General features: G+C 45.7%; 20 protein-coding genes and 1 pseudogene. 16 read left to right on the top strand and 5 right to left on the bottom strand.

What is annotated here, in order from left to right; all coding sequences use genetic code 11:
* Window positions 1–75: 75 nt before the first annotated feature.
* From A1sIIB76_RS02085 to A1sIIB76_RS02140, 12 genes are all read left to right on the top strand, one after another.
* Complete coding sequence (locus tag A1sIIB76_RS02085; protein ID WP_223298788.1) at window positions 76–1,620, top strand: sugar ABC transporter ATP-binding protein; 1,545 nt, start codon at window positions 76–78, stop codon at window positions 1,618–1,620.
* The gene (locus tag A1sIIB76_RS02090) at window positions 1,617–2,636 is read left to right on the top strand and encodes an ABC transporter permease (protein ID WP_095696880.1); all 1,020 of its coding nucleotides are present in this window, start codon (window positions 1,617–1,619) and stop codon (window positions 2,634–2,636) included. The genes A1sIIB76_RS02085 and A1sIIB76_RS02090 overlap by 4 nt, the downstream gene beginning before the upstream one ends.
* Entirely contained in the window at window positions 2,633–3,643 is a 1,011-nt protein-coding gene (locus tag A1sIIB76_RS02095) for an ABC transporter permease (protein ID WP_095696881.1), read from the top strand. Before A1sIIB76_RS02090 ends, A1sIIB76_RS02095 begins: the two co-directional genes overlap by 4 nt.
* A 98-nt stretch (window positions 3,644–3,741) precedes the next feature.
* On the top strand, window positions 3,742–4,875 hold the full coding sequence (locus A1sIIB76_RS02100; protein WP_095696882.1) for a sugar ABC transporter substrate-binding protein: 1,134 nt from the start codon (window positions 3,742–3,744) through the stop codon (window positions 4,873–4,875).
* A 39-nt stretch (window positions 4,876–4,914) separates the two neighbouring features.
* Window positions 4,915–5,658 (top strand): FadR/GntR family transcriptional regulator, encoded by a 744-nt coding sequence (locus tag A1sIIB76_RS02105; protein ID WP_095696883.1) that lies wholly within the window; start codon window positions 4,915–4,917, stop codon window positions 5,656–5,658.
* A 27-nt stretch (window positions 5,659–5,685) separates the two neighbouring features.
* Window positions 5,686–6,381 carry a cysteine hydrolase family protein gene (locus A1sIIB76_RS02110; RefSeq protein WP_095696884.1) on the top strand — a complete coding sequence of 232 codons (696 nt, stop codon included), beginning with the start codon at window positions 5,686–5,688 and terminating at the stop codon, window positions 6,379–6,381.
* A 49-nt stretch (window positions 6,382–6,430) separates the two neighbouring features.
* Window positions 6,431–6,955, top strand: coding sequence for a type 1 glutamine amidotransferase domain-containing protein (locus A1sIIB76_RS02115; protein WP_095696885.1), 525 nt, complete (start codon window positions 6,431–6,433; stop codon window positions 6,953–6,955).
* A gap of 18 nt (window positions 6,956–6,973) precedes the next feature.
* Window positions 6,974–8,644, top strand: a complete 1,671-nt coding sequence (locus A1sIIB76_RS02120) for a GMC family oxidoreductase (protein ID WP_095696886.1) — start codon at window positions 6,974–6,976, stop codon at window positions 8,642–8,644.
* 22 nt (window positions 8,645–8,666) lie between these two features.
* A complete protein-coding gene (locus tag A1sIIB76_RS02125) occupies window positions 8,667–9,404 on the top strand; it encodes a gluconate 2-dehydrogenase subunit 3 family protein (protein WP_095696887.1) in 738 nt (245 codons plus the stop codon).
* A gap of 100 nt (window positions 9,405–9,504) precedes the next feature.
* Window positions 9,505–10,635, top strand: coding sequence for a mandelate racemase/muconate lactonizing enzyme family protein (locus tag A1sIIB76_RS02130; RefSeq protein ID WP_095696888.1), 1,131 nt, complete (start codon window positions 9,505–9,507; stop codon window positions 10,633–10,635).
* Between the two features lie 2 nt (window positions 10,636–10,637).
* Complete coding sequence (locus tag A1sIIB76_RS02135; protein ID WP_095696889.1) at window positions 10,638–11,297, top strand: bifunctional 4-hydroxy-2-oxoglutarate aldolase/2-dehydro-3-deoxy-phosphogluconate aldolase; 660 nt, start codon at window positions 10,638–10,640, stop codon at window positions 11,295–11,297.
* An 83-nt stretch (window positions 11,298–11,380) separates the two neighbouring features.
* The gene (locus tag A1sIIB76_RS02140) at window positions 11,381–12,418 is read left to right on the top strand and encodes a sugar kinase (protein ID WP_095697350.1); all 1,038 of its coding nucleotides are present in this window, start codon (window positions 11,381–11,383) and stop codon (window positions 12,416–12,418) included.
* 58 nt (window positions 12,419–12,476) lie between these two features.
* On the opposite strand, the gene A1sIIB76_RS02145 is transcribed toward A1sIIB76_RS02140, so the two are convergent.
* Window positions 12,477–13,214, bottom strand: a complete 738-nt coding sequence (locus tag A1sIIB76_RS02145; RefSeq protein WP_095696890.1) for a S1 family peptidase — start codon at window positions 13,212–13,214, stop codon at window positions 12,477–12,479.
* A gap of 146 nt (window positions 13,215–13,360) precedes the next feature.
* On the opposite strand from A1sIIB76_RS02145, the gene A1sIIB76_RS02150 reads away from it, so the two are divergent.
* Genes A1sIIB76_RS02150 through A1sIIB76_RS02160 form a run of 3 tightly spaced genes read left to right on the top strand, consistent with a single transcriptional unit; the run spans window position 13,361 to window position 16,215 of the window.
* The gene (locus A1sIIB76_RS02150) at window positions 13,361–13,669 is read left to right on the top strand and encodes a putative quinol monooxygenase (RefSeq protein ID WP_095696891.1); all 309 of its coding nucleotides are present in this window, start codon (window positions 13,361–13,363) and stop codon (window positions 13,667–13,669) included.
* A gap of 41 nt (window positions 13,670–13,710) precedes the next feature.
* Window positions 13,711–14,862, top strand: a complete 1,152-nt coding sequence (locus A1sIIB76_RS02155) for a hypothetical protein (RefSeq protein WP_095696892.1) — start codon at window positions 13,711–13,713, stop codon at window positions 14,860–14,862.
* Window positions 14,863–14,886: 24 nt separating this feature from the next.
* Window positions 14,887–16,215, top strand: coding sequence for a Sau3AI family type II restriction endonuclease (locus A1sIIB76_RS02160; RefSeq protein ID WP_095696893.1), 1,329 nt, complete (start codon window positions 14,887–14,889; stop codon window positions 16,213–16,215).
* Here the strand turns inward: A1sIIB76_RS02160 and dcm are convergent.
* Both dcm and A1sIIB76_RS02170 read right to left on the bottom strand, forming a co-directional pair.
* Complete coding sequence (dcm, locus tag A1sIIB76_RS02165; RefSeq protein WP_095696894.1) at window positions 16,208–17,464, bottom strand: DNA (cytosine-5-)-methyltransferase; 1,257 nt, start codon at window positions 17,462–17,464, stop codon at window positions 16,208–16,210. The two genes, A1sIIB76_RS02160 and dcm, sit on opposite strands and share 8 nt — an antisense overlap.
* Before the next feature lie 70 nt (window positions 17,465–17,534).
* A complete protein-coding gene (locus tag A1sIIB76_RS02170; RefSeq protein ID WP_095696895.1) occupies window positions 17,535–18,209 on the bottom strand; it encodes a hypothetical protein in 675 nt (224 codons plus the stop codon).
* Between the two features lie 633 nt (window positions 18,210–18,842).
* Here A1sIIB76_RS02170 and A1sIIB76_RS02175 point away from each other — a divergent pair.
* Window positions 18,843–18,916 (top strand): annotated as a pseudogene (locus A1sIIB76_RS02175).
* Between the two features lie 93 nt (window positions 18,917–19,009).
* Here the strand turns inward: A1sIIB76_RS02175 and A1sIIB76_RS06970 are convergent.
* Window positions 19,010–19,132: a hypothetical protein gene (locus A1sIIB76_RS06970; protein WP_257789624.1), complete on the bottom strand. Its 123-nt coding sequence runs from the start codon at window positions 19,130–19,132 to the stop codon at window positions 19,010–19,012.
* Window positions 19,133–19,135: 3 nt separating this feature from the next.
* A complete protein-coding gene (locus A1sIIB76_RS02180; protein WP_095696896.1) occupies window positions 19,136–19,510 on the bottom strand; it encodes a hypothetical protein in 375 nt (124 codons plus the stop codon).
* Window positions 19,511–19,617: the final 107 nt, after the last annotated feature.

Genomic DNA, 19,617 nt, shown 5'->3' on the forward strand with positions numbered 1-19,617 from the left:
ACTGGGGGAGAAACGATGCGCGAAAGTGCTTTTGCCGATGTTTCCTCCTCAAAAGCGGGCTCTCCGATACTAAAAATGTCCTCGATTTCAAAGCGATATCAGGGTGTTCAAGCTTTGGATAACGTCGACTTGGATGTGCGAAGCGGCGAAATTCATGCGCTCCTGGGGGGTAACGGCGCCGGAAAGTCGACCCTGCTCAAGATTCTTTCTGGGCTAACTGCCCCGGATGAGGGAATCATCTATTTTCAAGGTCAGCGCGTCGAAATTGAATCACCACGAAGCGCCCAAGAACTGGGTATTTCCATGATTCATCAGGAGCTCTCGATCATCCCTGACTTGAGCGTTCTTGAGAATATTTTCCTCGGTCAAGAGAGCCTGATAACACAACGTAAAAGCTGGACTCCGTGGGTGAACCGCCGCGAAATGGCCAAAAAGGTCCGCAGGGTTGCCACCGAGTTTGGAATTACCGAAGACGAGCTTTGGCGCCCTGCGGGTGAGTTCGGTGCGTTGAAAAAGAGATCTATCGAAATTGTAAAAGCTCTCGTAGTCCAACCAAAAATTCTTATTCTTGACGAGCCCACATCCGGTCTAGAAGGGCATGAAAAAGAATTGCTTTTTGGGCACATGCGAAGCCTTCAGCGTCTTGGTGTGGCACTCATTTGGGTTACGCATCATTTAGATGAAGTATTTGGTCTTGCTGATACCGCAACAATTATGCGTGATGGTAAAAGCATTGCCCAAACATCGATTGAAGGCCTAAATCTTAACGACTTGATTTCGCTCATGTTTGGATCACAAGCGGCTGCTCTCATAGAGCAACCAAAAGTTGGGAGAGCTGCAGGAAAGACTGGCAGCGAGAATCGCTTTAAGACTCTAGAAGTAGAGGGTTTCAAGCGAGAGGGAGTTCTGAAAAATATTTCATTCGACCTCTGGGATGGTGAAATTCTGGGCATTGCTGGATTAGCAGGCGCTGGGCGCACAGAGCTGATGAGAGCACTTATGGGAATAGACAAGCTCGATAGTGGGTCTATAAACATTTTTGGGAAAATTGAAAAAATTGGGCACCCAGAGAAAGCCTACGAACTTGGAATTGCCATGGTTCCAGAAGATCGAAAGGTTCTTGGCATCCTCTCTGAATTCTCCATCGAGAAGAGTATTTCAATTTCTAAGTTAGTGAATGTATTGAAGAGCGGCTGGTTGAGTGCAAAGAAAGAGAAGGATTTGGCGTCAGAGTTTATTTCTAAGTTTTCAATTAAGACACCTAACTCTCGCGAGAAGATTCGTAATCTCAGTGGTGGAAACCAGCAGAAAGTAATTATATCTCGATGCTTGAATACAAATCCAAGAATTTTGATCTTTGATGAACCAACACAGGGAATCGATATCGCCTCAAAAGTTGAAGTCCACAAGCTCATTCGTGAATTAGCAGCTGGAGGAAAATCAGTTATCGTTATTGCCTCTGAGTTAAATGAGTTGATTCGACTGAGCGATCGCATCATTATTCTCCGCGAAGGGTCAATTGTTGGCGAAATAGAATCTGTACCTGAAAAAATTCAAATCAGTGGATACGAATTAGTCGAGCAGGACATCCTGCATCAGAGTTCAAGAGTCAAAGTATGAGAAGTCAATCAAAGTTCTCCAAGATTATTGCAATAGAAGGCGTCGTTATTCTCGCTGCATTTGTTTTGATGGTCATCTTCTTCTCTTTGAAAGCTGAGTCATTCCTAATTCCTGATTCGATTAGATACTACATCAATGAAGCGGTGCCAATTTTCATCATTATTGTCGGATTAACATTTGTAATTATTGCTGGCGGGATTGATTTATCAATTGGATCTGTACTCGGATTAAGTGCTGGTACATCATTGATGGTTTCTATGTGGGGATGGCCATTTTGGATGGCTGTAATTGTTGGTGTCTTGACCGGCCTGGCTTTCGGCCTTCTCAACGCCGTAATCATCACAATTTTTAGGGTCAATGACTTCATAGTTACTTTGGGAACTCTCTATATAGCAGCAGGGGCGCTCACTGTTCTCACAGATAACATTCAACTGATTGGAACCGAAGACACTAACTTTCAACGTATTTCTGATATGAGTTTCTTGGGTCTCACTAGTTCCATTTGGATTGCACTGGTAATTATTGTGGTGGCCGAGTTGGTTCTGCTCAAGTCACCTTTTGGACGCCGAATTTTTGCTACAGGTATTGGAGAGGTCCCGGCGCTGATTTCTGGAATCAACACCCAACGGACCAAATTTGGTGCCTACTTGATATCTGGTGGTTTGGCTGGTTTTGGAGGCGTCCTTTTAGCATCCCACTTAAATTCAGTGCAATCAGGCTTAGCCGGAGGTTATGAACTCACAGCGATAGCAGGTGCGGTACTTGGTGGCATTTCACTCGCTGGCGGACGCGGCAGTGTATGGCGAGCAATCGTAGGAGCTCTATTCCTAACAACACTGAATCAAGGTTTGCTGCTCATGGGAATAAATCCACTGATATTCCAAATTGTTACAGGCCTTTGCATCCTGGTTGGAGTTGTCATAGATCGAGGAGTTTTCAAATTTGCGCTTACTTTCTCGACGCAAACACGAGAAGTGAATGCTCAACCCCTTGATGGCAAGAAGGTTTCATCATGACACTCAATATTGCAGCAAGTAATTCATCAAAGTCCATACAGAATCGTATTTTGCAAGATCCTTCATTTGGAATTGTTGCACTCCTTGTCGTGGCAATAATTGCAATGACAGTTCTAGAACCAAGCTTTGCGACAGGCGGGAACGTCACAAACATCATCAACGCAATGATGACCGTAAGCTTTTTAGCTATTGGAATGACAGTCGTACTAATTGCAGGCGGACTTGATCTTTCTGTAGGTTCGACAATGGCAGTAACCGCAGGCGTTGCCGGAAAGTTCATATCTTATGGAATGCCTATGGGTGTCGCCTTTATGTGGTCGCTAGCCATTGGTGTGGGAATTGGGTTAATCAATGGGTTGCTAATCACAAAGCTAGGGATACCTGATTTCATTGCAACTTTGGCCACGCTAGGAATTGGACAAGGGGTTATTTTGCTTTGGACCCAGGGTGTTCCAATTCTAGGTTATATGAATGATGCCTATTACTACATCGGAGGACTTAAGAAGATAGCTGGTCCGATATCAATTCCGATGATTGTTGTTGTTGTGATTTCGATAGTGATGGCAATTATTTTGAAGCGCACTAAGTTTGGGCTCAAATTATACGCAGTCGGGAGCTCACCAATCTCGGCTCGAAATGCTGGAGTCAATGTCGATGCAATCAAGATTTCTGCCTATGCCATCAGCGGATTACTCGCCGCGATTGCAGGAATACACATTGCTGGTCGCACGACAACGATCCCGCCGCTGATTGGCAAAGGTTATGAGATAAGTGCGATTGCAGCTGCTGTTATTGGCGGAGCTTCACTCCTAGGTGGCAAAGGAAGGGTGATTGGTGCGCTAATTGGTGCGCTAACTCTGACTTTAACTCGAAATGTTATCAATTTGATTGGAATTGAATCGAGTTGGCAATCCATTGTTACTGGTTCGGTTCTTATTGGAGCCGTACTGGCTAATCGAGCATCAAGTGAATTCAGCCGCAAAAGACTCAGGCGAGAGAAGACCTGAAAAAACAGAAAATAGGTTTTGTTTGGTTTTTTACCAAACAAAAATCAGATTAATCAACTGGGATTAATCTGAGAGATTAAGTAGTTGGGGAGTATGGAATGGATGAAAACGTTGGAATGGGGAGAGATACAGATTTTTCTCGTCGCTCGATACTACGTACCTCGGCACTAGTCGGTGCCGGAATTGGAGCAGCACAACTACTGGGTGCTTCTCCTGCCGTAGCATTAGGTGGGACTACTAATGCTTCGCTAGATAAGGCAATCAAAGCTATGGTTAAGGGACGCACAATAAAGGTAGGTTTTACACCGCCTGTATTGTCTGAAAACTTTACACAGATTGAAAGTGCTGCTTGGCGCAAGATGGCTGAGTTTGAAAAGCGCTTTGGAGTCAAGTGGGTTTGGGAACGCCAAGCACCAGTTGGTGACTTCAATGCAGTTCAGGGAACTCTAGGAATCGTTCAGTCCTGGATCAGCCGTCGATTTGACGCCATTGCAGTATGTACTGGTGCCAACTTCGCGACCGTACAAGATCTCTACAAAACCGCAAACTCAAAGGGACTTCAGGTTTTCCAATTCAACCAGCCTGCAGAGCTGTACCCAGAAGCTGAGCTTGAGACAGTTGCAAATATCGGCTACGACAATCGTTGGCAGTCCGGTTACCTAGCAGGAACATACTTGGCAAATGCCTTGGGTGGAAAAGGAAAGATCCTTCAAATATGGGGACCTTCCGGCTCAGATTGGACTCGCGGCCGTAGAATTGGTTTCGACAAAGCCCTTAAAGAAAATCCTGGAATTAAAGTTGTCGGAGAAGCCGATGGCGGATACGTCCGCGACAAGGGATTCACTGCAGCACAGGACCTTTTGACTAAGTATCCTGATGTGAACGCCATCTACGGCGAAAATGAGGAAATGGCACTCGGTGCTTCTCAAGCAATCGATGCAGCTGGCCTCAAGCACTGGAATGGAAAGACCGGTATTTTGACTATTGGCGCTGACGGTCTCATTTCTGGATTCAAAGCAATCGCTGAAGGAAAGCTAACTGCCACAGTTGATATTGGTGGAATCGACCAGGGACAAAACCTGATTGAAACTATTTTTTCAACTGTTGCACTCGGTCAGTCAGTTACTCAAATTATTAACAACCCAACACAGGTTGTGGATAAGACAAACTACAAATGGCACCAGGCTTATGCGCAGTGGGCACTTGACACACCACGTAAGTATGGCAAGTAAGACAACTTAACCTAGAAAATCGAATTCAAGGAGGAAAAAATGACAACAGAGAAAAAAGGGGTTATACCCGTCAAGCAATTGAAGCTCTCTGATGCTGTCGCTGTCCAACTTGAAAGCTTGGTTCGATCTGGCCACTTTGGTGCCGAGGGTAAATTTCCTTCCGAACGCGATTTAGCAGAACAGTTCGGTGTCGGTCGCAGCAGTATGCGAGAAGCGATCAGCAAATTGGAAACCCTCGGCATCATTGTGCGCACACAAGGTGTTGGAACTTTTGTTCTAGATGTGAGTGAGCAATCTCAGAAAAGCATGTCATTGCTTTCTGCAGGAGAAGTCACAGCTCTTGAACTATTCAATGTTCGTTACGCAGTTGAACCCGATGGTGCCGCTATGGCAGCAAATCGTCGCACAGCAAAGGATATCCAGGAGCTGAAAGCAATCTTGAAGCAAGCGGAAGTTCCTGGAATCTCGGGGAAGGAATTTGTGAAACTCGACTCTGAATTCCATAGTTTGATTGCCGAAGCAACAAGGAATCGTCTATTTATTCAGATTTATAAGCAGATTGCCCCTCATCACGTGATTTACTCCGAAAAAGTAATTTCATTTGAAAACCGCAAGACTCTCGCTCACCAAGGTCACCTTCGAATCCTGGAAGCCATCATCGCTCAAGATGACAAACTTGCCAAGAAGGAAGCCTATGCCCACTTGAAATGGGCTGAAAAAGACCTAGTGAAAGAAATCAATAGGTTAGAAGCAAAGAAGTCAAAAACTAAAAAAAGCAATTAATCATCAATTACTCAATAAGGAGAAAAAATGTCATCACTAGATTTCACATATAAGAACATCGACAAGTACATCAACCGTTCCAACATGATCGTTGACAAAATCAATCCCAAAAAGTCTCTTCTACTCGTTCTTGATATGCAGCACGCGTGCGTAACAAGAGGTGGAGCTATGTACATCCCAAGCATTGGCGGCGCTCCAGAGGGTGCAGATGTTGTTCAGCCAGTACTTAATGTCTTAAATGCTTGCCGCAAAGTTGGCATTCCAGTGGTCTGGTCAATGTGGGGCTTGCGTGAAGATGGCAAAGATGCCGGCTATGCAGATAAGAAGTGGGGCGTTGATTTGATGAACTTCCCAGGTTCTTGGGGTCACGGTGGAGATGAATTAGATTCAAACCTCGTTCCGCTTCCAGGTGAGCCAATCATGAAGAAGCACCGTTTCTCATCATTCTACGGAACGGCACTCAACGAATACATGAAGCGTGCAGGCGCTGACACATTGATCATCGCAGGTGTATCTACCGCAAATTGTATGCTCACAACTGCAATTGATGGAGCTAACCAAGATATCAAGGTAATTTGCTTGGCAGATACCACAAGTGCAATCCCGGCATCACTTGAGAACCAACCTGATGGTTATGGACAGCATTGGGAAGCACTTCGAAACATTCAGGCAAATCACGGTGATGTTCGCCTAAGTACCGAGATTCTTCCACAGCTCGTTTAATAAGTAGCCAATTCACAACTCACTCAAAAACAGTTGAAAGGAACAAAACATGAGCATTCAAGGCAAAAGAATTGCATTGATGATTGAAGACGAGTACCAAATCCTAGAAGGTTGGTACCCGTATCTTCGGTTGACCGAAGCAGGAGCAAAGGTGACTGTCATTGGTAGCGGTACCAAGACGTCATACCTGAGCAAAGAGGAATATCCAATGGATGCAGATGCTTCTGCTTCGGATGTTTCACCTAACGACTTTGATGGGGTAATTGTTCCTGGTGGATTTGCACCAGACAACATGCGCCTTCACAAGCCCATGATCAATTTGGTCAAGGGAATTTATGATCAAGGCAAGATGACTGCCGCCATCTGCCATGGTGGATGGATTTTGGCTTCTGCCGGCGCGGTGAAAGGTCGACGAGTAACTGGTTATGCGCCGATTGAAGACGACGTTGTTAATGCAGGTGGAATTTGGGTATCTGATCAAGCGGCTGTTGTAGATGGAAATGTAATCACATCTAGAACACCACCAGATCTGCCAGCTTTCACAAAAGCAATCATCGGGTACTTCGAGAAGTAAGTCAGAAAGGATTTCAGAATGACACCGAAAATCAAGCCAGCACCAGTAGACGTCGTAATCGTCGGCTTAGGTGCAAATGGTGGAACAGCTGCAAAAGTATTGAGTGAAGCAGGTTTGAAGGTTGTCGGTCTTGAGCGCGGTCCATGGCTCAAGAACGATAAGCACTATTCAGGCGATGAGTTGAAGTTTGTTAACAGAAACTACATGTGGCCTGATTCAAAGCTAACTCCTCGTACCGTGCGTCGTAGCGAGACTGAAGTTGCAGAGCCTTATCCATTTTCAATGACCCCTCAGCTCGTCGGTGGCGGAACAAATCACTGGGCAGGATGGGTACCGCGGCCGCGTGAATCTGACTTCATGCTCCGGTCTTTACATGGCGATGTTGATGGAGCGAGTTTGGTGGATTGGCCATTTCGCTACGATCACCTAGAGCCCTATTTAACAAAGGTTGAATGGGAGTTTGGTGTATCAGGTATTGCTGGTGCAGATAAGACCGAACCTTTCAGAAGCAAGCCTTATCCAAGCATGCCTTTGCCTCCAACTCGATGGGGGAGGAAGTTCTACGATGCATGTAACAAGATGGGAATTAATGCTTTCCCAATCCCACATGCAAGCGTGACTAATGGCCACAAGGGTCGCAATCCGTTTAACCGCACTAGTTTTTGGAATCAATATGGAGATCCAAGTGGTGCTCGTTCAAACACTGCAACGACCTTTATTCCAGAGGCAATTGCGACAGGTAATTTCGAACTTAGATCAGAAGCTTTCGTCCGCGAAGTCGTAGTTGGCAAAGATGGTAAGGCTACTGGCGTTATCTACGTTGATGAAGATGGTGCTGAGATTCAGCAAGATGCAAAGGTTGTAATTCTCACTTTGGGAGCTATTGAATCTGCGCGCCTTATGTTGATGTCAAAGTCTTCAAAATTCCCAGAAGGAATTGCCAACTCATCCGGTCTCGTTGGAAAGAATGCAACATTCCACGAGTACCTGTTCGCAATCGGATTTTTCGATAAAGATATCGATGATCCTGTATATGGATGGGCCGGAAATTATATTAGTGGCGGAACAATGGACTTCTACGAGACCGACGAGAGCCGTGGATATATTGGTGGAAGCATCACTGCAGCTTCGCAGACATGTCACCCAATTAACATGGTCTTCCCTGGTCGTCCGCTTTGGGGTCAAGCTCTCAAGGATTCTGACAGAACCTTCTTTAGCCATGCGATGAAGATTGGTCTCATTCTGCACGACTTACCACAAGAGTCTAATCGTGTTGACCTCGATCCTAACGTTAAGGATTACATGGGTCTTCCAGTAGCTCGCATTACTCACAAGGCGCATGCAAATGACGTCGCAATGGGTAAGTGGCAAGTTGATAAAAACGTTGAAATTCTTGAGATGGCAGGAGCTCGAAAGACAATCCCTGTTTATCTTGATCAAATGACGGGAAATACTTGTCACCAACACGGTACTGCGCGCATGGGATTTGATCCTGCGAAGTCAGTACTTAATGAATGGTGCCAGTCCCATGATGTCGAGAATCTCTTTGTTCTAGACGGATCAGGATTCCCAACTGCAACAGGCGTGAATCCAACTCTAACAATGATGGCTAATGCTTGGAGATGCTCAGATTACATTGCTGACTATTACCTCAAGGGACGCGAAATGCGTCTAGAGCAACCGAAGTAAGAATCCAAAGAAAGGAAAAATAATGAGTTCAAAAGCAGACTGGAAGACGATTCTCGAACCTGTCAATCCAGATTCAAATGAGCCGCTCTTTTTTACAACGCACGAGTGGGATACAGTCGAAGCTATTGCTGCGCGAATTATCCCTACCGATCATGACCCGGGTGCCAAAGAAGCAAGAGCTGTTGTCTTTATCGATCGCTACCTATCGGGCATTAGTTATATTTTTGCATCGGCAGATGGCAGTGGATTCTTGGAAATTGATGGCAAGCACGCACATTCATGGCGCGCTCGTATCAGTGACTTGCAGAAAGTTTACCGAGAGGGGTTGCTTGTAGTTGACGAAGTCAGCATGAGCACTTATTCAAAGAAGTTTGTTGCTCTCGATAACGAGTCTCAAGACGCAGTTCTTGTGAAGGTATCTGGTCAGCCAAAACCTGGAGCTGTAAATCTTGGAACTACAGAACCTGCAACAACATTCTTTCAGTTTGTATCAGATGATGGTCTTCCTTTCTGGCCGGCAATCTGCCTCCATGTTAAGCAAGGTTTTTATGCAGATCCTGTCTACGGGGGAAATAAGAATCATATGGGGTGGAAAGTCATTGGCTTCGATGGGCCAGAGAGCCTAAAGGACACCATGGATGGTACTTACACAACCGCAGATAAATTCACAGGTGATTACAACTGGGGAGAATTGATTCCAGTACTAGCTAACCAAAGTGATTTTCCGGTACCAGTGAAGTCTGAAGGCATGTACAACTAATGAGTAATTTTTACGAACCTTTACATTCGATTACGGAATTGAATCTGTAGAGCACGCTAGGCCTTGAGGAATTATCAATGATGAATTGGAGAAGTAGAGAATGAAGATCGAAAGCGTTGTAGCTTACCCAGTTGGCCTCCCACTGGAGGAAAATCTTCAATGGGGCGCCATGTCGGTAAGCACAAAAGGTGGCATAGTCGTTGAGGTGAAGACCGACGAAGGATTAATTGGAGTAGGTGAGGCTGGATTTTCATCTGAATACTTCTCGACAGTTGGACCGCTTATTAATGATCAATTAGGACCACTCATTATCGGCCGTGACCCGCAAGATATATCTGCACTTTGGCATGACATGATGCGATCAACACATATGTGGGGTAGAAGGGGTATTGAAACCTACGCCCTCAGTGGAATAGATATTGCATTATGGGATTTGTTCGGCAAGATTACTTCACAGCCTGTCCATCGCCTTCTTGGAACAGCACAAAATTCGGTGCGTGCGTATTATGCGCCATCATTTAAGCACCCTGATATGGCGATTAAAGAAGCAATTCAGGCGACTGAACTGGGATATACAGCAATTAAATTGCGCATTGATGGGAATTTGAAGAGCGCCGTCAGCTTAGTCTCGCAAGTGAGAACAGCTGTTGGTAATTCAATTGATCTTATGGTTGATGCGAATATGTGTTATGACCGCAGAGGTGCGCTAGCGCTTGCAAAGGAATTTCAAGACCTTGACGTTTTTTGGCTGGAGGAGCCGATTATGTCGCGCAGTCTTTCACAATACATCAATGATCATTCATGGCTAGCCGATCGAGTGGATTTACCGTTAGCTGGCGGTGAAAGCTTGCTCACTCGCTACGAGTACATCGACCTTATGGCCAAGCTTCCATTTGATTACATCCAACCAGATGCGGCAAGCGTTGGTGGCATTTCAGAGCTTAAGCGAATTGGTGACATGTCTAGTTCTTGGAATCTCAAGTTGGTTCCACATATCGGTTGTTCTTCAGGAACTGGCATTGGATTAGCTGCAGCGCTTAACGTAATTTTGAGTTGTGATAATGCGCCACTCATCGAAGTTGATGCTTACGGGGGATTAGGTTGGGAAGGATTCCTTACCAATCCGCTAAATGTTAAGGATGGACAATTAATCTCTAACAATCAACCAGGAATTGGCGTAACTCTGGCACCTAGTGGGCGCGAACAGTTCAGTTTGCTGCCTCGAGTCTAAATATGGCTAATCTGAGCATGAATAAGCCTGGTAGATCAATGTTCGCTATTGCAAAACAAAAGCTAATGCCGGTCGTCATTATCAATGATGTCAGCCAAGCTGAGCCGCTTCGGGAGGCGCTAAAGCAAGGTGGCATTTTCACGGCAGAAGTAACTCTGCGGACACCTAATGCGCTCAGAATTATTCAGATAATGTCAGAAGATCCAGATTTTTGTGTTGGTGCAGGGACAGTGTTATCTCCAGGAGATGCCGATAAGGCTCAATCTGCAGGAGCTCAATTTGTGGTTTCTCCGGGCCTGAGTATTGCAGTTGTCGATGAATGTGATCGAGCCGCTATGCCATATTTCCCTGGAGTCTCCACCCCCACTGAAATTCAGAGAGCACGCGACTTAGGATTTAATGAGCTGAAATTCTTTCCTGCCGAGGCACTGGGGGGTGCGCAATATTTGAAGGCAGTAGTGGCTCCTTTCCATGATATGAAGTTCATTCCGACAGGTGGAATTAATCTTACAAATGTCGATTCATATCTTGCGGTACCTCAAGTTCTAGCTGTAGGTGGATCGTGGATTGTCAGTGAAAAACTCTTGGTAGCTGGAGATTTTTCAGCAATTACTTCTTTAACTCGTGAAGCAGTTGCTCAGATGAATTCGCACTCTAGTTAAGTTTGGGGCCACACTTGAAGAACATCTTGGATATCAAATCTGCTGAGGAATGTGAATTTGCTGCTCTCGCCCTGGGTGAGGTCATGCTCCGCCTCGACCCTGGAAACACTCGCATTCGCACTGCTAGACGATTTGACGCATGGGAAGGCGGGGGAGAATACAACGTTATTCGCGGACTCCGAAAAGTTTTTGGGTATAAAACTGCAATAGTTACATCTCTGGCACAGAACGACGTTGGGCTTCTGATTGAGGATTTGATTCTTCAAGGCGGAGTTGACTCCCGCTTTGTTAAGTGGGAAAAATATGACGGAGTAGGCCGTAAAGTGAGAAATGGCTTGAATTTCACCGAGCGTGGTTTTGGTGTCAGAGGAGCTCTCGGCGTTTCAGATCGCGGTCACACTGCGGTCTCACAGCTGAAAAAAGGTGATGTTGACTGGGAACATATTTTTGGTGAATTAGGTGTTCGCTGGTTTCACACGGGTGGAATCTTTGCCGCTCTTTCGGATTCAACGCCAGATGTAGTAGAAGAAGCGATGATTTCGGCTCGGAAGCATGGCACGATTATTTCTTACGACCTGAATTTTCGGCCAAGCCTTTGGCAGGATATAGGTGGAAAAGCTAAGGCCCAGGAAGTAAACCGAAGGCTCGCTAAGTATGTAGATGTCATGATTGGTAATGAGGAAGACTTTATTGAGGCACTTGGTTTTTCGGTAAAGGGTATGGACGCCAATTTTACCAATCTAGAAATTGATGGATTTCAAACAATGATTCTTGATGCAGTAAATGACTTTCCAAATTTTAAGGTGATTGCAACCACCTTACGTTCTGTGAATTCAGCCAGCGATAATGATTGGTCAGCAATTGCGTGGTCGCGAGAAACAGGCTTGGTTCAGTCGAGAAAATGGAAGAGTCTAGAAATCTGGGATCGCGTTGGCGGCGGCGATAGCTTCGCGTCCGGTTTGGTTTTTGGATTGATATCCGAGCAAACCTTGCAAGAGTCGGTGAATCTTGGGGCGGCACATGGAGCAATAGCTATGACAACTCCGGGTGATACGTCAATGGCTAGTCGCTCCGAAGTTGAAAAGCTTGCTGGTGGTGGAAGCGCGCGAGTCCAACGCTGACTTAAAAGGGAAGTAAACTGCAAGGTAAAGCTCGAAAACTCACCTCAAATCAGCCCACTCACCACTCCCAGTAATACACACCATCACATTTAAGAATCTTTGAGCACATGGCATCAATCATCTTCGCCCCGTTGTACTGCTCTACTTTTGAAATCCAGCTGACTGTACCAATCACAAAGCCCTCGTTATCAACAAGTGGTCCTCCGCTATTGCCCTGTGAAACGTTGGCGGTAAAGAGAATCTCACTCTCATTTGTATTCAGGACAGCACCGAAAGTAACTGAACCTTCATAGGCATCAGCACTTCCGGAAGTCATTACCCAATAGCCTGGATATGGCGGGTTCTCTGAAATCTTCAGTGATGGCACCTTCAAATCAGAGACAATCACTGCTAAATCATTTTCTTTATCTAAAGTCACAATGCGCGCAGCAACCGGCTTCTTATATGCCCGGGCAACACTTAAGTACTTCTCTTTACCAATACAGTCCGCCACCACATGATGATTGGTGATGTATACCTGCTTGTAATCTTTATAGGCAGCCTCTTTCAAAGTAACCGCCCACGCCGAACCAATGCCTTCCTCACCCGGTAGGTCGCAGAAGACTGAAACAGTGGATCTACGTGTATCGGCTACAACTCCTCCCACATCTCGCGGCTGCACATATCCATCATCCTGTGGATTAGTCACTTGATACTGACCAGAGGGTCCCCAGGCTAAGAAGAAGGCGCCCATCGCAAAGGGAGCAACAACAATCAGAATTGCGGCAATGAACTTGGTGGCAGGTGATTCAGTCATAGCCTCAGCCTAGGTGTGGGGACTGACAATGAAGGGTAAAACGTAGGCAAGAACTAGGCGAGTACATCCTGCTGATAAACAATAGGCAGGCGTGGACTGCCATCTGGCACCCATTGCAGTAACATCGAAGGGGATAAGGGAGAAGAATGAGTCAAAATCTATTTATGTGTGTACGGTTTAAAGCCAAACCAGAGCGAAGAGATGAACTTCAGGCCCGTTTGCTGGAAATGGTGGAGATTACAGTCAAAGAAGAAGGTTGTCTTTTCTATGATCTTCACGTCGATCGAGACGATGAGAGCATTTTCTATTTCTTTGAAGGCTGGGCGAGCCAAGGTGCACACGATATCCATGGGCAAACCGCTCATGTGCAGGCCCTAGTTGCTGACGCACCTGGATTAACAGTCGATGGCATACGTTTAGAGTTCATGCATAAGATTTCGCCGACCAGTCATTAAGAAGCTACGCAAGATAAGTTCGCATTGCTACCATTTTGCCCATGAAGCCAGTGCTTGTAATCGCTTTAGTTCTTAGCATTGCCATTCCACCCACCTCCGCCTCAGCTGCTGCTTCGATTAAGCCAGGTGCTGAATGCAAGAAACTGAATCAAGTAGCAACCTCTTCTGTCGTGAAATACATCTGCCTACAAAGCGGTAAGAAGCTCAGCTGGAGCTCACAAGCAGCTAATTATGAGAAGACTAAGTTAAAGGCGTATGCGCAAATCCGCGCAGGGGCAGATTCTGGAAACCTCGATAACGTCGAGCTGGTTTATCACATCAGCAGTAGCTTTCCAAAGGATCTTAAGCAGCTCTACACCGCCCAAGTGGAGTATGCCTCCAAACTCTATGGCTCACTCTTTGCTAAAAAAGAGGTAGTTAATATCTACATGTATACCGAGAAAGATGAAAAATACTTACGCACCCAACCGATCTTGGCTGAATTTCTAGATGAGCATCTTCCTTGGTTTCAAGCTTGGCGCCAAGGCAAGGATCAAGAACATAACCTCGGACTGGCAGCGTGGTTTAAGGAGGGCCCTCCTGGAGTCCTAGCAGGTCACGCCGGTGTTCTAGCCTCAAGCAAGGCATCTGCCAAAACGATGCGTAAGTATGCAATTCAAGTGATGCCGCATGAGTATTGGCATGTAGTTCAGGATTACTTCTTCAAACCTACATTTGAAGATAAATTCCAAGCAAGAGCCGATAAGAGTTTAGATGGCCTAGATTTCTACACCCTGCACTTCCCAACCACCTTCCGAGAAGGCTCGGCAAACACCATCTCCTTTGCTATGGCTGCTAATACCAAGAAAGAGTATCTAGAGCTATACCGCTATTTCATCACTGAGTTAAAGAGTTACAGCCATCTAAAGCTCATCCCAACGCTAACTTCAACGCAGAGCGTTGAAAAAGCCTTGAAGAAGATTGAAGATAGGCGCACATTTTCAGAAGCCCATGAGGCTTCATATCCACTTGGTTCACTGCTCTATGAATGGGTAATCGCCGAGTATGGATTTGCTGCCTATAAGAAGATTCTGGAAAACCAGATGACTGGTGAAACCTTTGAAGACAACATCCAGGCATCCTTAGGCATGTCAGTTGCTGAGTTATATAAGAAGGCAGCGCCTCATATCCTGGCGGCGTTTAGCGGGCGGTAGTAAAGAGTTATTAGGATTAGAGTCATGAAGAGCCGGGAAATGGATTATTCAAAGGACTCGGCAGAATCAATCTATAGTCATGCTCTGAAATTAACTGATAACTCCCTGTCTGATTTGGTCGATTTACCTCGTGACTTGGAAAACTTAAAAGACAGAGGACAACTTGGAACTCTGATTGAAAAATACTACTTTCGAAATAACCCTCCAAATGACCATAGTCCGGATTTCCCAGATGCGGGAGTAGAGCTCAAAGTAACTGGCGTCGTAAAGCACAAGTCTGGAAAATATGTTGCTAAAGAGCGACTCGTGTTAACCATGATTAATTACAATCACATAGTAAAAGAATCTTGGGAGTCTAATTCACTTTACAACAAATGCAAGAGAATGTTAATCCTATTTTATCTTTACGGTCGTGAAATTCCGGTAGTTGATAGAAAATTTGTGTTGAAACCTCTTATGTATGAGATTCCCGAGGCTGATTTGCCAGTGATTAAATCCGATTGGGAAAAAATCCAAATGAAAGTTCTTGCAGGAAAAGCTCATGAATTATCTGAAGGAGACACTTTTTATCTAGGGGCCTGTCGAAAAGGTTCTGGAGGTGCCAAAGAAAAGCTCAAGTCTCAGCCATATTCGGCAACAGGAGCTCCAGGTAGGGCATTCTCCTTTAAGCAAGGCTACTTAACTAGACTGATATCAGATTCACAACAAGATGTTTACTTGGGTGTCACAGCTCAACTTTCCATAGAAGAAGCTACGAGTTTGAAGTTTGCGCCATATATGGGAATGAGCATTGCTGATTTGTCGCTAAGACTTAATCACCACAAGCGAAGTAAGAATCATAAGAACTTTCATAGGGAAATCGCAACTAAAATTCTCGCAAATGATGGAACTTCAGTTAGTGAATTGGTAAAGGCTGGAATCGAAATGAAGACAGTTCGACTACAAGTAAATGGCAAGCCCAAAGAGTCGATGTCATTCCCCGCCTTTGACTTTCTTAAAATAGGAACTGAAATCTGGGAGGAATCCTCATTCTTTGAAAAAGTTGAACGCAAATTCCTCTTTGTCGTATTCAAGATTGACATTAATGGCGTAGAAAAATTGGAAAAGGTTGGCTACTGGAATATGCCCTATGAAGACAGGTTAGAAGCCGAGCGAGTTTGGAAGGATACTCAAAGAAGGGTTTCAATTAACGCTCATGACTTACCGAGCCTGAAGGAAAGCCACGTCGCGCATGTCCGTCCGAAGGCAAAAGATGGGAGTGATAAAGGCTTGACTCCTCAAGGGGATTATCGGACCAAACAGTGTTTTTGGTTAAACGCGTCATATATCGCGAATGTGGTTTCTACTATTTAGTGCTGATGTCCGCCGCGATGACTTTCCCGACTTTTTCAATTAAGCCAATAACTAGTGCGTTGCCCATAAAGAAGGCTCTCTTCGCATCCGAGACCGTTTTCCCGTCAGAGGCTTTGAGGCTCCAGTTGTCAGGAAATCCATTTAATCTCTCAAGCTCAATCGGTGTGAGTCTTCGATAACCATTCTTTGTTTTGATTATGTGCTTGAACCGTGAAGGAGTGGTACCACCTTCACCAGTAAGAATAGTTCGACTGGGGTTTGTTAATAGGTCCGGGAAAGCCATCTTCCCCTCGGCGTAGTTGTATGTCACCCCACTAGCTTTATGAGTGCGCTCAATGCTTTTTGCGCCCTTTAAGTATTTCCATTCTTTCAGCCTCTTTTCCTCAACCCAATATTCACCTGGGACTTCGGAGTCAGATTGCAATACATCGCCTAGAACCTCAACGCTGCCGGACAATTTTGCCTGGGTTTTTACAGTGTATGCAATTCCATCAATCAAGACTCCTGCATTGAGGAATGGACTCTTTTCCTTGCCCTTGTTGAAACGTGAGCTAATTTCGTCTGCATCCTGCACAAGGTCAATCTCAACTAAATCTTCCATGAATTTCTCAATCGGGAGTGCGCGAGCCAGGATGCCTTTTTTCGCAATCAGATCATGGGGGTTCAAATTCTTGGTCGATTTATTCCTGGTTGCAACAATGAAGACTCGGATACGGCGTTGCGGAAATCCATACTCAGCTGCATTTACTACCCGCCATTCAATTGTGTAACCCTCATCCCCGAGGGTTTTGAGCATCACAGCAAAATCTCGACCACGTTGATTTGATGGAGATTTCAATAGCCGATCAACATTTTCTAAGAAAATGAATTTTGGTTTTTGACCATTGACTAACCGAAGAATTTCCCACCAAAGAACACCCTTCTTACCTTTCAGGCCCTTAGAAGAGTTCAAAGTTTTCGCTACTGAATAGTCTTGGCAGGGAAAACCACCAACTAGGAGATCTATGTTTTTTGGCAAAGACTTTACTTTTGCAATGTCAGTATTCGCATGGCCATCTTCGCCAAATTGTGCAACATAAACATCGGAAGCGTGCTGTACTTTTGTTGCAGGTTCCCATTGATTTGAGAAAGTTGTTTTCCAACCTGCTCGCGCTAGGCCAATACGAAAGCCACCCACGCCTGCAAAGAGTTCAGCTACATTGCCAACAGGGTTGGTGGGTTCTTTATAACCTTTAGATTTATATGCCACGTATTGCCTCCGGGCTGAAGCATAGGAAGAAGCACTGACATGGTGTGGGATCGACGCGCATACGGTTCAACTATTCGGTTATTGAAACAACCCCACCCAACACCGGCTTCACCGCATCCGCCTCTTTCTCCAGCTTATGCAACTCATCTAATAGCGGTCCATAGCCTTTCTCATTGACGACCGTTGCAGCGCCTAGGAATCTATTGAATTCTCGCCCTGTTCTCACACTAAAGCGCACTCCTGATGTCTTTTGTCGGTTTGAGACGCTTAGGAAGTAATCAGATTCATCATCTGTGGTGGAGGCCATTAGGAGTTTGTCGAAGTCCCATTCCCGAGTGTGGTTGGGGCCAGTGAAGATGAGCCGCTCGGTGGTGAGCATGACAACGCCTTGATCCTTATCCATCTGTTGCTCTTCACCAGGTACTACTTGTCCGCGCATCGCACCCACGCGAAAGCGAATGCCAGCACCTACCGGGATGCTGACCCCGGAGGAGCCACCAACGTATTGAGATGGTGTGCGACCTGTTTCATGAAAGATGCCTGTTGCAGACCAGAGTGTGTGTTCACCAGGTTTTTGCATCAGTGAGTTAGGCACTGAGTCTTCACCTTTGGATGCTGCAGTAAAGACGGTGATGAGTTTGGTAAGGATTGCGCGATCATCTTCCCAGTCGGCAAGTGCTGCGCTGTGTGCTTTAGCGGCAGCTGTTGCTGCCCGCTTTGCTTTGAAATCTGCGAAGAAGCCCATGGGGTAAGGGTAGTGACTGGCAGTGACATTTAGGGAACTAACAAGGCCTAGCGGATTCCTCGGATTACTCCGAGGCTTAATCGCTAGGCCTTGGCCGTTGGTTCCAACTCCACATCTGGCAGATCAGAGTGAAACTCTCTTATCCGCTTCAGGCTATCTATTTTCATAACCGCAACTAGTTGAGTAACGCTGCCTCAACTCCAGGGCTGATTGACCAGGCCAGCAGTGTGGTTTAAAGAGCCAATTCCGTGCGATGAATTTCGGAACTATCTGAACTCTATGAAGTCAGAGATGTAATGACAATTAATAGAGCACTATTTTACTAAATATATTTCTTACAAATACTTAGAGTAATTAGTTTGCATACAGATATTACGGTCTGTAAATTAGCGCTATTTAGCCTGTGCTACCTTAATGACATGCTAATTCGCTAGGTTGGTAACCTGAATTGCAAGGCGAATTGACATTGGAGGTGAGGAGTAAAAAACCCGCAGATTACTCTGCGGGTTTTTCTCTGTAGCTCGCGCTAGAGAGCACCGCTCTGACGTTGCAGTCAATATAGCACCTGAGTTATCAACAGATTGGCTTTGATAAAAAAATCTGCGGGCAAGATCAAACTTATTATCCGCAGGTGGCCCTGTAGCTCAACGGATGGAGCACCGCTCTGGCGTAGACGGAGGTTGCAGGTTCGAATCCTGTCAGGGTCATGAATATAAAGAAAGGCTCCGCTTACGTCGCGGAGCCTTTTTTGTTGCAGTAAAAAACCCGCAGATCACTCTGCGGGTTTTTCTATGAAGCCCTTATTCGAAATCTCCACCACGACCGGTCAAGCGCTCTCGCTTTTTGGAAGGTCTATCTGCTCGCGTGACAAGAAAGAGAACTGCCACGGAGTAGATAGCAATGAGCGCTAGACCAATACGCATTATTTAGCCTAGAACTGCCCAGACAACGAGTGCGAAGATTCCTAGCCCAAGTCCAACGATGGCGATAGCTGAAAGTGAGAGCAGACCACGTGAGTCAGCAATCTTCTTTGAGAGCGCGCTCTGTTCAGATGCTGACTTGAGATCAGTCAGAAGTGCTTCAGCCTCACGCACAGCGGCGTATTGCGAAATGATGGCCAGGATTCCAGTTGCGGCAGCTACACCGATAGTGAGGTATTTAGCGCCATCTGAGGCGTTTTCAAAGGCGCCGATTGCAGCTAAGACAAAGATGCCGATCAGAACTAGTGCTGGTGCTACCTGTGCCTGAATGATCTGTGCGCGCTTTTGATTCCATAATCCAATTAAGTCTTGAGCCTTCATAGGTAACTCCCCCTTGTTGAGAAAACTACAGAACTTACTGTAGCGGCGCCCAGAATAGGGCAGTGGCATGGCCTGCGCGAGCGGAACGCGTGAACCAAAGGTAAAAA

It is taken from the genome of Candidatus Planktophila versatilis (assembly GCF_002288265.1).
GTDB classification, from domain to species: domain Bacteria; phylum Actinomycetota; class Actinomycetes; order Nanopelagicales; family Nanopelagicaceae; genus Planktophila; species Planktophila versatilis.